This is a genomic window from Stenotrophomonas sp., from assembly GCF_050737575.1.
GTDB lineage: Bacteria > Pseudomonadota > Gammaproteobacteria > Xanthomonadales > Xanthomonadaceae > Stenotrophomonas.
The window spans coordinates 1-12,750 of record NZ_JBOHXW010000008.1; the positions used below are offsets into that span (position 1 = coordinate 1).

Annotated in this window: 8 protein-coding genes; 5 read left to right on the top strand and 3 right to left on the bottom strand. The window is 64.8% G+C overall.

The annotated features are described in order from the left end of the window. Nucleotides 1-384: 384 nt before the first annotated feature. Together ACREP4_RS14610 and ACREP4_RS14615 are read right to left on the bottom strand one after the other, a co-directional pair. The gene (locus tag ACREP4_RS14610) at nucleotides 385-1,389 is read right to left on the bottom strand and encodes an extracellular catalytic domain type 1 short-chain-length polyhydroxyalkanoate depolymerase (protein WP_431596921.1); all 1,005 of its coding nucleotides are present in this window, start codon (nucleotides 1,387-1,389) and stop codon (nucleotides 385-387) included. An 88-nt stretch (nucleotides 1,390-1,477) separates the two neighbouring features. Beyond that, on the bottom strand, nucleotides 1,478-2,881 hold the full coding sequence (locus ACREP4_RS14615) for a GntP family permease (protein ID WP_431596922.1): 1,404 nt from the start codon (nucleotides 2,879-2,881) through the stop codon (nucleotides 1,478-1,480). Nucleotides 2,882-3,035: 154 nt separating this feature from the next. Here ACREP4_RS14615 and ACREP4_RS14620 point away from each other — a divergent pair, with 154 nt between their 5' ends. The 4 genes from ACREP4_RS14620 (at nucleotide 3,036) to ACREP4_RS14635 (ending at nucleotide 10,061) form a co-directional block, all read left to right on the top strand. After that, on the top strand, nucleotides 3,036-5,234 hold the full coding sequence (locus ACREP4_RS14620) for a TonB-dependent receptor (protein ID WP_431596923.1): 2,199 nt from the start codon (nucleotides 3,036-3,038) through the stop codon (nucleotides 5,232-5,234). 12 nt (nucleotides 5,235-5,246) lie between these two features. Continuing rightward, nucleotides 5,247-6,125, top strand: a complete 879-nt coding sequence (locus ACREP4_RS14625) for an alpha/beta fold hydrolase (RefSeq protein ID WP_431596924.1) — start codon at nucleotides 5,247-5,249, stop codon at nucleotides 6,123-6,125. Beyond that, nucleotides 6,122-6,607 (top strand): MaoC family dehydratase, encoded by a 486-nt coding sequence (locus ACREP4_RS14630; protein WP_431596925.1) that lies wholly within the window; start codon nucleotides 6,122-6,124, stop codon nucleotides 6,605-6,607. Before ACREP4_RS14625 ends, ACREP4_RS14630 begins: the two co-directional genes overlap by 4 nt. Before the next feature lie 91 nt (nucleotides 6,608-6,698). Further along, a complete protein-coding gene (locus ACREP4_RS14635; protein WP_431596926.1) occupies nucleotides 6,699-10,061 on the top strand; it encodes a hybrid sensor histidine kinase/response regulator in 3,363 nt (1,120 codons plus the stop codon). 34 nt (nucleotides 10,062-10,095) lie between these two features. Here the strand turns inward: ACREP4_RS14635 and ACREP4_RS14640 are convergent, their stop codons facing one another. After that, on the bottom strand, nucleotides 10,096-10,794 hold the full coding sequence (locus ACREP4_RS14640) for a response regulator transcription factor (protein ID WP_431596927.1): 699 nt from the start codon (nucleotides 10,792-10,794) through the stop codon (nucleotides 10,096-10,098). An 89-nt stretch (nucleotides 10,795-10,883) separates the two neighbouring features. Here ACREP4_RS14640 and ACREP4_RS14645 point away from each other — a divergent pair, with 89 nt between their 5' ends. Further along, nucleotides 10,884-12,728, top strand: coding sequence for a 3-hydroxybutyrate oligomer hydrolase family protein (locus ACREP4_RS14645; RefSeq protein ID WP_431596928.1), 1,845 nt, complete (start codon nucleotides 10,884-10,886; stop codon nucleotides 12,726-12,728). The last annotated feature ends 22 nt before the right edge of the window (nucleotides 12,729-12,750 follow it).

Here is a 12,750-nt window from a genome sequence, read left to right on the forward strand (position 1 = left end):
GGCTTTTGGCTCTGGCTTTTGGCTCTGGCTTTTGGCTCTGGCTTTTGGCTCTGGCTTTTGGCTCTGGCTTTTGGCTCTGGCTTTTGGCTCTGGCTTTTGGCTCTGGCTTTTGGCTCTGGCTTTTGGCGCATTCCCTTCTCCCGCTTGCGGGAGAAGGTGCCCCGTAGGGGCGGATGAGGGCAGCTTTGGCTTTGGCTTGCTCTTGCAGCAGTCATTGCCCTGACTTCGAGCTGCCCTCACCCCAACCCCTCTCCCGCAGGCGGGAGAGGGGCTAGAGCGGTCTGCTCCCACACGGGCAATGACAAGCCTTAAAGCCTTAAAGCCTTAAAGCCTTCAAGCATTTCACCAAGCCGCACTCACCAACCCACGGCTTGGCTCATCCATTCAACGCACTTGGTCCTTCAGGAACAACCAGGTGATCAAGGTCGCATCCGGCCCCTTGGGGTCGGTAAACGGCAGGCCGGAAGTGCTGCCGCTCCAGGCGTGGCCCATACCGTGCACGAGGTAGTCCTGAACCAAGGTCTTGCCACCGTAGGTGTAGTTTTTGATCGTGTAGGCGCGACCACCCGGCACTTGCCCAGCGATGGTGCTGGTGGGCACGTACTTGACCGAATCATTGTCAACGCCGTCATCGGCCAGATCATTGGTCTGCAGGAACTGCCGCACGGCCTGCTGACCGTTCACCGGATTGACCGTAGCATCGGCGCTGCCATGGAACACGAGCACCGGCAACGGACGTGGCTTCGGCGAGCCCGAGCACTGCCAAGCCAGGCGCCCGTTGCTTTCCGGCGAATAGATGCTGCCGGCCAACAATGCGTAGGCACTGCCGGAGATGGTCGTTGCGCCCTTGTACATGCCGCCGGAATGCACGGCGCCTGCCGCGAATACATCCGAGTAGCAGGCCAGCATGATCGAGGTCATCGCACCGCCAGCAGAAATGCCGGTGACATAGACCCGGCGCGGATCGACGGCGTAACCGGCCTTCACCGCATCCACGATGCCGGCCAGAATCGCGGCCTCACCGCCGCCGCGTGCCTGGTTGATCGGCAACTGCCAGTTCCAGCAACGCCCCGGATTGGCGGTGACGTTCTGCCGTGGATAGACCGCGATGAAGCCTTCCACATCGGCAACGTCATTGAAGCCCGAGGCTTCGCCCATCAGGTTGGGCCCGTTGACGCAGCCGTGCAGTACCAGCAACAGCGGCAGCGGTTTGGTTTCCTGATAGTCGGCAGGCACCCATACCTGGTACTCGCGGGCGCCATGAATATTGCCGTACACACCGATATCCCAGTGCCCGGATGTCGTTTGTGCACTGGCGCCAGCGGCCAGCGCAACCCATGAAAAAAGAATTAAGAAGCCTGCCTTGATCGTATCGATGCCGTATTTCATAACCAGATCCCCATGTGTGAGTCGTGGATGAAGTCGTACCGAAGAACCTCGTGGGGCGACGTGCCCAGCGAGTGTTGCAGCGCTGCCGTCAAACCCAGCCGGTGGCGTAATAGATGCCGATCACAACGAACACCGCGAGCGTCTTGATGATCGTTACCGCGAAGATGTCTTTGTAGGCTTGGCGATGGGTGAGCCCCGTCACCATCAACAAGGTGATGACCGCACCGTTGTGCGGCAGGCTGTCCATGCCGCCGGAGGCCATTGAGGCGACGCGATGCAGCACTTCCATCGGAATGCCCGCCGCCTGCGCATTGGCAATGAAGGTCTCGGACATTGCTGCCAAGGCGATGCTCATACCGCCGGAGGCCGAGCCGGTGACGCCGGCCAAGCCGGTCACGGTGACTGCCTCATGCATCAAGGGATCCTTGATCGAGCCCAGCGCATTGGCCACCACCATGAAGCCCGGCAATGCCGCGATCACCGCGCCAAAACCATATTCCGATGCGGTGTTCATGGCGGCCAACAACGCGCCACTGATCGCGGTCTTGGTGCCGTCGGCAAACTGGGTGACGACCGGGCGCCAGGCCAGCAGCATCACCGACAGAATGCCAACCAACAGCGCGCCTTCCACGGCCCAGATCGCGGCAATCTTCGGCACTTCCTGCACCACTGGGGCGGCCTTGCCCATGATCGACGGCACGAAGCTGTGCTCGGCGCCATACCACTGCGGTATGCCCAGGGTGAACAGCTTGTTCGAGACAAACACCAGCAGCAGTGGCAACACCGCGATGCCGGCATGCGCGAGGTTGTTACCGGAGAACGCCGCCGGCTCGTTGACCAACGTCGCCGGATCACCGTAGCCCTCGCCCTTGCGTACCGCAACGCGCCGACGCCATTCCAGGTACGCCATGCCAACCGCCAGCACGAACACGCTGCCAAGCGTCCCCAGTACCGGCGCAGCCCAGGTGTCGGTGCCAAAGAACGTGGTCGGAATGATGTTCTGGATCTGCGGCGTGCCCGGCAGCGCGTCCATGGTGAAACTGAAGCCGCCGACCGCCAGCGTGGCGGGAATCAGCCGCTTGGGGATGTTGCTTTGCCGGAACATTTCGGCAGCAAACGGATACACCGCAAACACCACCACAAACAGCGAGACGCCGCCGTAAGTGAGCAGGCCCGACACCACCACAATCGACAACATCGCCCGTTGTGGGCCGAACAACCGGATCGCCGCGCCGACAATCGACTTGGAGAAACCCGAGAGTTCAATCAGCTTGCCGAACACCGCACCCAGCAGGAACACCGGGAAGTAGAGCTTCAAGAACCCCACCATCTTGTCCATGAACAAGCCGGTGAACATCGGCGCCACCAACGAGGGGTCGGTCAGCAGCACCGCTCCGAGTGCGGCAATGGGCGCAAACAGGATGACGCTGTAGCCGCGATAGGCGACCAGCATCAGGAACCCCAGCGCAGCAAGTACGATCAGCAACGACATACGGCGCTTCCAGATGAGGAGGCGCTCAGTATCCAGATCTGCTGGCCGCTGCCGACTGTACCTAGGTCTACTCGCTGGTGCGAAAGCGCGCCGCTAGCCTAGGCTCCACGGTGGCAATCGGCCATCAGCAACGCACATGCCTGGGGAGGACCGAATGAAGCGGAACTGTTTGAGCCTGATGATCGGCGCGCTGTTGGCCTCCGGGCCGGTATTGGCACAGGAGGCGCAACCTGCTGCGTCGGCGGCAGGCAAGGTTGCTTCAGCCACCAACCTGGACAGCATTGTGGTGACCGCGCGCAAGCGCGAAGAAACCCTGCAGGAAGTACCGGTCGCGGTGACCGCGTTCACCTCCGAGGCACTGGACAAGTTGAACGTGCAGGACATCGGCGACCTCGATGCGCAGGTGCCCAACCTGACCATCTACGCCGCACGCGGCGCCAGCAGCACGGTTACCGCCTACATCCGTGGCGTCGGCCAATCCGATCCCACCTGGGGCGCCGATCCTGGCGTGGGCATCTATCTGGACGACGTATACATCGCGCGTCCGCAGGGTGCCTTGCTGGATGTGTTCGACGTCTCGCGCATCGAAGTACTGCGTGGCCCGCAGGGCACGCTGTATGGCAAGAACACCATCGGCGGCGCCATCAAATATGTGTCGCGCGGCCTGCCGACGACGCCGGAAGGCTTCGCCCAGATCACCGTGGGCAACTACAACCAGCTCGACGCCAAGGCCGCCATCGGCGGGCCGCTGGGCGGGCCGGACAGCGGCCTGCGCGGCCGTATCGCGGTGGCCAGCATGAACCGCGACGGCTTCGGCGAGAACACCCTCACCGGCCAGCCGATCAGCGACAAGCAGGTCAACGCGGCGCGATTGAACCTGGGCGCTTACGCAGGTGACGATTTCGACGTGCAGTTCGCATTGGACTGGATTGACGACCAATCCGGCATGCGTGGCTCCAAGATGCTCTCGCCCAACCCGTTCACGCCGGCCTATCCGCCGATGGACGACCGCTACGACATCCGCTCGGGCATGCCCAACCTCAACAGCGTGGAAACCAAGGGCGCGTCGGCCACGGTGAACTGGCGGCCCAACGACGACTTGGCATTGAAGTATGTGGTCGCCAAGCGCGAGTCCGACAGTCACTCCAACATCGATTTCGACACCACACCGATCAAGCTGGCCGACGTTGGCGGTTCCTACCAGGACAACCAGGTCAGCAATGAAGTGCAGGTCAACTACGACGGCGGCGGGCGCGTGCGCGGCGTGGTCGGCCTGTATCAGTTCAGCGGCGAAGCCGGTGGGCAGATCCGCAACAACTTCTTCAACCTGCAGTTCGGCGACACGCGCGGCAAGGTGCTGACCGACAGCATCGCACTGTATGCGGACTGGACCTTCGACCTGACCAACAAGCTCAAGCTCGATGTCGGCGCGCGCTACACCGACGAAGACAAGCGCGCGATCGTGCTGAACCGCTTCTACGCCGATGCCACCTTTACCCGGCCGATTGCCGTTGCAGCCGATTTCGACAAGACCACCAACTTCAAGAACGTGTCGCCGAAGGTGTCACTGGATTACGAAATCACCCCGGACATCATGGTTTACGGTCTGGCAACGCGCGGCTTCAAGTCCGGCGGCTACAACATCCGCGCCAATGCCGTGGCCGTGCCGCGCTCGGCCGAGCCGTTCGATGACGAGACGGTGGACAGCTTCGAGATCGGCAGCAAGATGGCCTTCCTCGACCAGCGCCTGTTCCTGAACCTGTCGGCCTTCCACAACAAGTACAAGGACATCCAGCTGTCGGTGTTCACCGGCATCGATACCAATGGCGATGGCGTGGACGACGCGTTCTTCGGTGACTTCACCAACGCCGGCAAGGGCACCGTCAACGGCCTGGAAGTGGAATACCAGTACCTGCCGACGCCCAATTGGCTGATCTCCGGCAACCTGGCCTGGCTGGATACCAAGTACGACGAGTACATCGATGGCGGCATCAACGTCGCCGACAAGATGAAGTTCACCAATGCGCCGGAGTTCTCGGGTGCGGTGAACGTGGAGTACCGCACCGCGCTGGCCAATGGCGGCAATTTCTCCGCACGGGTGGGCTACAGCTACCAGAGCGAAGTCTGGCCGACCACCGACCTCAGCCCGATCATCAGGCAGGACGGCTATGGGCTGGTCAATGCCGGCGTGATCTGGAAGCTCAACGACGCCTGGACCTTCTCCCTGCAAGGCACCAATCTGGCCGACAAGGAATACCGCACCACCGGTTACAACATCCCAGCGGTCGGCACGCTGATCGGCTTCTATGGCCCGCCGCGCCAGTACAGTCTCAGCGTTCGTTACGATTTCTAGGAACCACCCGGCATGACGCAGTCTTACGATGATCTGTACTGGAACAGCAGCGACGGCCTGCGCCTGCACGCACGCGACCATGCACCTGCCGCGGGGCAATCTCCCCGCGGCACGGTGGTGTGCATTCCAGGCCTGACCCGCAATGCCGCGGACTTCGATGCCCTCGCCCAGGAACTGACCGCCATCGGCTGGCGTGTGCTCGCCGTCGACCTGCGCGGCCGCGCCGGCTCGGCACGTGCGACGGATCCGTCCAGCTACAACCCGCGCGTATACGCCGACGACATGGTGGCGCTGTTGCGCTCGCAAGGCATCGACAAAGCGGTGTTCATCGGTACGTCGCTGGGCGTGCTGGTCACCGTTACCTTGGCCGCACGCGCGCCGCAATTGATCGCAGCGGCCGTGCTCAACGATGCCGGCCCGCAGGTGCCGCGCGCGGCCTTGGCACGAATCGGCAAATACGCCGGCAAAACCTTGCCGCCAATGACGCTGGAACAGGCCGCCACCTATGCCGAATCCATCGGCAAAGCTGCCTTCCCGCGTTTCAATGCCGACGACTGGCGCGCGATGGCCACGCGCTCGTTCCGCCAACGCGACGATGGCCTGCTGGAACTGGATTACGACCCGGCCGTCATCCGCACCACCCGTCCGTGGGTGCTGTGGCTGCTGCGTCCGGTGCTGTGGCGCGCGGTGCGTACACTGACCCGGCATGCGCCGGTGCTGGTGGTACGTGGCGCCCTTTCTGACATTCTCCCGCCGGAAATCGCGCAGCGGATGGCGGCAACCTCGCCCACCGCCAGCTTGGTTGAAGTGCCGGAGGTCGGCCATGCACCGACCTTGGCCGAACCCGAGGCACGCGATGCAATTCTGGCCTTGCTCGGACGTGTGCAATGAGCGCTCCCAACACCGACATCACCCTGCCACCGGAACTTGAGGCGCTGCATCAGTGGGCCGCGAGCGAGCGGCTGGGCAAGCCCGTGCATATCGCACAATCCCGCATCGATCTGTTCGCCGAGGCGACCGGTGACCACAACTGGATCCATGTCGATCCGGCCCGCGCACAGACCGCGTTGCCGGGCGGCCAGACCATTGCCCACGGCTTTCTGCTGCTGTCGCTCACGGTCGAGGACGATGTGGCCGCGCTGGTTGGCTTCCCCGGCATCGCCCGGGTGCTCAACTACGGTTTGAACAAGGTGCGCTTCCTGGCCCCGGTGCCGAGTGGCTCGGAGATCCGAGTACGTTCGCAACTGCGTTCGCTGGAATGCCGGCAGCCGGGGCAGTGGCTGCTGACCCAGCACAAGACCGTGGAGCTGCAGCCTTCCGGCGACGTGGCCCTGGTTGCCGAGCAGCTGTCGTTGATCGTGATCGGAGCCTAGCACCGGGCCGGTTCACGGCCGTTTCCGCAGCGCGCTGCACTGTACTTTCGGCACCTCGCATGGCCATGGCCGTTCTCTCTACACTGGAGCGATGTTGACGCCCACCATCGTCCTGTTGGCCTGCCTTGCGTGGACCGTGCTGCTGTTCGGCGTCGCGCTGTGGGGCGAGCGCCAGGGTCACCGTCTTTCGCGCTTCTGGCCGGTCATCTACGCACTGTCACTGGCCGTACATTGCACCGCGTGGACCTATTACGGGGCCGCCTCGCAAGGCGTGCAGTGGGGCTTCGCGATTCCGCCGACCTTGATCGGCATGGCGCTGATCTTTGCCTTCGGCCTGCCGTTCCTGGCGCGGCTGGGGCGGCTGGCCAAGCAGCACAACAGCGCCACGATTGCTGATTTGGTCGTCGCGCGGCTGCGCACCGATCAAGGGCTGGGAATGACCATTACCCTGGTCGCGCTGCTCGGCATCGTTCCTTACATCGCATTGCAGCTGAAAGCGGTCAGCCAAGGGCTCACTGCGTTGCTCGGCGATCAGTTCGCGGCCAGCGGATGGCAGCTGGACATGTCGTTCTGGTTCGCGCTGACGATGGCAGCGTTCACCATGCTGTTTGGCGCGCGCAAGGCCTCGGCGACCGAGCACAACCGCGGCATCGTGGTGGCGCTGGGATTGGAATCGCTGCTCAAGCTCGCCGCGCTGTTCGCCATCGGTCTGTATGCGGCGCTGTCGGTGCACAAGGCCGGCGGGCCCTTGGTTGAGAAGATGCTGCAGCTGCCGCCGCCAGCGGTGGTTCCGGATTTCCTCACCATGGTCGCGCTGGGTGCGATGGCCGCATTCACCCTGCCCCATCAATTCCACGTCGGCGTGGTCGAGCTGCGTCAATCGTCCGATCTGAAGACTGCACGCTGGCTGTTTCCGCTGTACCTGCTGTTGATCGGGCTGCCGTCGGTGCCGATGGCGCTTTCCGGCGCGGCACAGTTGGGTCAGTCGATATCGCCGGACTTGTACGTGCTGGCACTTCCGCAGGCACGCGGTCATCACCTGCTCGCGCTGCTTGCCTATCTCGGCAGCCTGAGCGCGGCCACCGGCATGATGATTCTGTCGGGCCTGACCTTGTCGATCATGCTCGGCAACCACGGCTTTGGCGCGCGTCTGCTCGGTGGCGTCAATGGCGGCGGTATCGATGCCGGTGCCGATCTTCGGCCGCGTGTGCTGGCGTTCCGTCGCGGCGGCATTCTTGCCGTGTTCCTGATGTCGTGGCTGTACAGCCGCGCGATGAGCGGCACCGAAGCGCTGAGTGATTTCGGCCTGATGTCATTCACCGCGCTGTCGCAGCTGGCGCCAGCCGTGCTGCTGGCGGTGTATCGCCCGCGCACCCCGTCGCCGGCAATCATGGCCGGCATCGTGCTGGGTTCACTGGTGTGGCTGTGGCTGGTGTTGCTGCCGATGGTGATACCCGCGCCCGAACCTTCCGCCAGCCCGGAAGGATTGCACTGGCTGGCGCTGTTCTCGCTGCGCATGCAGCCCGGCCATATCGCCATCAGCATGGGCGTCAGCCTGGCGGTCAACCTGGTCACCGTTGCGCTGGTGTCGCGGGCCGTGCGCCCGTCCCTGCCCTTGCAGCGCGACGCGGTGGCCGCCGCATCGATGCGCAAGACCGCCGGGCGCTTCCTCGGCCAGGAACGCGCGCGGCAATTGATGGCCGGCCATGCCGGGCAGATGCTGGATGACGAGCGCGTCACCGCCATTGAACGTGAACTCACCGCCGTGGTCGGCGCGGGCATGGCGCGGCTATTGGTCGAGGCCGCCCGCGATGGCGGCGCGGCGCCGTTGGATGCGGTCACCCGTGCGGTCGGCGAGGCGACCCAGGTGCTGCGTTTCAATCAGCGCCTGCTGGAAGCGGCACTGGAAAACATGAGCCAAGGCATCAGCGTGGTCGACGCGCAACTGCAACTGGTTGCCTGGAACAGCCGCTACGCTGCCTTGTTCAAATTCCCCCCCGAGCTGCTGCAGGTCGGGCAGCCGGTCGCCAACCTCACCGCGTGGGCGTTGGGTGAACTGAAGATCGGCGATATCGCCGGTGACAACCCCAGCAAGGCGCTGACCCGGCGCATGGCGCATATGCGGCGCGGCACGCCGCATCTGTCGGAGCGGATTTTCCCGGACAACACCATCGTCGAAATCCGTGGCAATCCGATGCCCGGCGGCGGCTATGTCGCCACCTTCACCGATGTCACCGCGTTCCGTTTGGCCGAAGACGCGCTGAAGCGCAGCAATGAAACCCTGGAGCACCGCGTGCAGGATCGCACTGCGCGTCTGGAACAGGCGGTGCGCGAAGCCGAGCGCGCCAACGTGGCGAAAACGCGGTTCCTGACCGCCGTCGGTCACGATCTGATCCAGCCCCTGCACGCTGCGCAACTTCTCACTGATGCGATGTCGCAGCACATCGAATCCGAATTTCTGGACAGCTTCCTGCGGCAGATTCGCGGCGCGCTGGATTCCACTGATGACCTGCTGTCGGGCCTGCTCGACATTTCGCGCTTGGAAGCCGGCGGGCTGGTCGCCGATCCGCGTCCCTTCGCACTGTCGAACGTGCTCGATCCGCTGGCCCAGGAGTTCGCCGTGCTGGCGGCCGCGCGCGGCCTGCAGTTCCGTTATGTGCGCACCCGCGCCTGGGTGCACAGCGACCCGCTGCTGCTGCGCCGCGTGCTGCAGAACTTCCTCGCCAACGCCATCCGCTACACCCAACGCGGCGGGGTGCTGCTGGGTGTGCGCCGTCATGGCGAAACACTGTCCATCGGCGTGCACGACAGCGGCCCCGGCATCGCGCGCGAGCAGCAGACCGTGGTGTTTGAGGAATTCCAACGCGGCGACCGCAGCAACGGCCAAGGCCTGGGGCTTGGCTTGGCGATTGCGCACCGCATCGCCGGGCTGCTGCACGCACCGCTGGCACTGCACAGCGTGCTCGGCCACGGCTCGGCCTTCTCCATTGCGGTGCCGCGGGCGCATCCGGCGCCGTCCACGCGCGACGCCGCACCGGCCACCAGCAGCACCATCAAGGGCACGCGCGTGCTGGTGGTCGACAACGATCCCGATGCACTGGAAGCCATGCGGCAGATGCTGCTGGCCTGGGGCTGCGAAGTCACCGCAGCGCGTGATGGCACGGACATTGATGCGGCCGCACGCGAAGCCAGCCTTTGGTTGTTCGACTACCACCTTGACGATGACGACACCGGCGTCCAGTTGTGGACGCGACTGGTCGCAATGCACGGGCCGCGGCCAACGGTGATCCTGAGCGCCGATACCGGCAGCCAGACCCGGGAAGCCGTTCGCGAGGCGGGCCTGTCGCTGCTGAACAAGCCCTTCAAACCCTTGGCGCTGCGCTGGGCGATCAACCACCTGCTCGCCACACGCCGCGTGACCGACAGCGAAGCCGCCGGGGCTGACGCACGTTGATTACATGGCGGGTGCGCCGTCGCCGAAGCGCGGCTCAGGCGTCGGCGTGTGCGCGCGTGTTGGGCACGGTTGTTTCTTCAATCTGCCGCGACGGATCGTTCAAACCCAACTCGTGCAGCACGCGAATTGCCTGTGCCCGGTTGCGTACGCCAAGCCGGCCCATGATCCGCGTCATATGCGCCTTGACCGTGCGCAACTGCACGCCAAGACGGTCGGCAATCTGCTTGTTGAGCAACCCTTCCGCCACCAGGCTCAGCACTTTGTATTGATGCGCGGACAGGCTGGACAGGCGCGCGGCCAGATCGGCGTCCTTGCTGAAGGGCGCAACCCGCGCCACGGTTTCGCGCAGCATCGATGGGATCCAGCGTTCGCCATCAAGCACGGTCTGCAAGGCCTGCTGCAGATCCACCAGCCCTGAACTCTTGGGCAGATAACCGGCGGCACCGAGGTCGATGGCACGACGGATCACATGCGGTTCTTCATTCGCCGAGACGATGATGATCGCCAGCCCCGGCTGCAGGGCGCGGATGGTCGCCAGCCCGGCAAGTCCGTGATTGCCCGGCATGTGCAGATCCAGCAGCATCAGATCGATCTGCTGGCTTTCAATCGCCTCAAGCACGCCTTCCAGCGAATCGGCTTCGCTGATCTGCAGATCGACCAGCGCCTCGTCGGCCGCGCGATGCAGCGCGGCACGGAACAAGGGGTGGTCATCGGCGATGAGCAGGGTTGGCATGTCGGTGCGAGGTTAGCAAATCCACCTGCAGCTGAGCACGGGTACCTAGGTACGCTGGTAGTTCCAGGCCGGGTTGATAGGCTGAAGCGATGAACATCACTCACCGCGTCTCCCTGCTGTGCGCCGCGCTGCCACTGTTGTCGGGCTGCGCCCTTGTCGTGAACGCTGCGCCGGCCAGCACCGCCACGGCAGCGCCCGTGTTCGAGCAATGGCGTGAAACCCAGCACCGTGGCGGCGATGACCTGATGACCGCCGGACTGGGACTGGAAGGCCTGCGCGCAAGCGTGGCCCCGGTGTTTTCCAGCCCTGCCCTGCCGACGGCTGACGAAGCCCGCCGACGTGCGATCTGGAGCAGTTGGCGCGGCATCGCCGACCTGACTCCGGGCGGTGGCTTCGGCGACCGCTACGGTTCTGTCCAATCCGCACCGGGCCGCGAGTTCTCCGCGTATGCGCGCATCCCCGGCGCACGCCATCCGCATCGCGTGCTGGTGCAGATACCCGACAACTTCGATCCGGCGCGCCGCTGTCTGGTGGCCACCGCGTCGTCCGGCTCGCGTGGCATCTACGGCGCGATCCCCGTCGCCGGCAGTTGGGGCCTGGCCCACGGCTGCGCGGTCGCCTTTACCGACAAGGGCGCCGGCAGCGACTACTACGATCTGGACGCGAAATCCGGCTTTCAGGCCGATGGCACACCGGCCACGCACGGCGCGTTGGCGTTTGTGCCCGAGGCTGGCACCGCCGCGCACGGTGTGGCGTTCAAACATGCGCATTCGGGCGACAACCCGGAAGCAGACTGGGGCCGGCATCTGGTGCAGGCGGTGCAGTTCGGGTTGCAGGCGCTGGACCGTGCCTATCCGCAGTCGGCACCGTTCACCTCCGCCAACACCCGCACGCTGGGCGTCGGCGTTTCCAACGGCGGCGGCGCGGTCCTGCGTGCCGCTGAAATCGAAGGCGATTGGTTCGACGCGATGGTGGCCGGCGAGCCCAATGTCTCGATCGCGGGCGCGCCGCCGCTGTATGACTTCGTCACGCAAGCTGCCCTGCTGATGCCGTGTGCGCTGCTGGCAATCGATGACCTGCCGCAACCGCCCGTGCAGGCACAGGCGCGACCACTATGGACGCAGCAATGCGCAGCGCTGAAGGCCAACGGGCTGGTGCAGGGGGATGACACCGATGCGCAGGCGCAATCGGCACGCCAGCAGCTGGCGAACGCTGGCCTGAGCGATGGCGCATTGCGCGCTGGTGCGTTCTCCACCGGATTCGACCTGTGGCGCGCGATTGCGGTCACCTACGCCTCGGCCTATGGCGGCTTTGCTGCTGGCCAACATCCCTGCGCGTATACGTTCTCGGCCGTCGGTGCCGACGGCAAGCCCGGCGCGGCGACGCCTGAAGCACGCGCAAGCTGGTGGAGCGAAGCCAGCGGCATCCCGCCGGGCAGTGGCGTGGTGCTGGTGGACGGCAACGCCGCACACGTCGCCGACGATCCCTTGCGCGGTTTGCGCTGCCTGCACGCGCTCGGCACCGGCGACAGCGCCGAGGCCAAGCGGGTGCGTGCCGGCATCGCCAAGGCAGCGGCCAACAAGCCGCGTGCCGGCCTGCCGATCGTGGTCATTCACGGCATCGACGACGGCTTGGTGCCGAGCAGCATGACCAGCGACCGCTACGTGCCGCAGGCCCGCGCGGCCGGTGCACAGATCGCCTATTGGCGCGTGACCAACGCACAGCACTTCGATTCGCTGCTGGCGTTCCCGGACTACCGCAAGCGCTATGTGCCGCTGCTGCCCTATATGTTCGCGGCGATGGATCAGGTGTGGGCCCACCTTGAAGATCCCACGCGTGGCCTGCCACAGGACGCGCTGATCGAAACAACGCCGCGTGCGGACGCACCGCTGCAGCCTGCGCAGTTGTCCATTCCCGTTGTTTCCAGCCGCTGACGGCCGCCCCACGCAGCCCTCC

What these genes read in the sequence shown, in the direction of transcription:
- ACREP4_RS14610 (WP_431596921.1), bottom strand. Translation starts at nt 1,389, where the DNA reads ATGAAATACGGCATCGATACGATCAAGGCAGGCTTCTTAATTCTTTTT.
- ACREP4_RS14615 (WP_431596922.1), bottom strand. Translation starts at nt 2,881, where the DNA reads ATGTCGTTGCTGATCGTACTTGCTGCGCTGGGGTTCCTGATGCTGGTC.
- ACREP4_RS14620 (WP_431596923.1), top strand. Translation starts at nt 3,036, where the DNA reads ATGAAGCGGAACTGTTTGAGCCTGATGATCGGCGCGCTGTTGGCCTCC.
- ACREP4_RS14625 (WP_431596924.1), top strand. Translation starts at nt 5,247, where the DNA reads ATGACGCAGTCTTACGATGATCTGTACTGGAACAGCAGCGACGGCCTG.
- ACREP4_RS14630 (WP_431596925.1), top strand. Translation starts at nt 6,122, where the DNA reads ATGAGCGCTCCCAACACCGACATCACCCTGCCACCGGAACTTGAGGCG.
- ACREP4_RS14635 (WP_431596926.1), top strand. Translation starts at nt 6,699, where the DNA reads ATGTTGACGCCCACCATCGTCCTGTTGGCCTGCCTTGCGTGGACCGTG.
- ACREP4_RS14640 (WP_431596927.1), bottom strand. Translation starts at nt 10,794, where the DNA reads ATGCCAACCCTGCTCATCGCCGATGACCACCCCTTGTTCCGTGCCGCG.
- ACREP4_RS14645 (WP_431596928.1), top strand. Translation starts at nt 10,884, where the DNA reads ATGAACATCACTCACCGCGTCTCCCTGCTGTGCGCCGCGCTGCCACTG.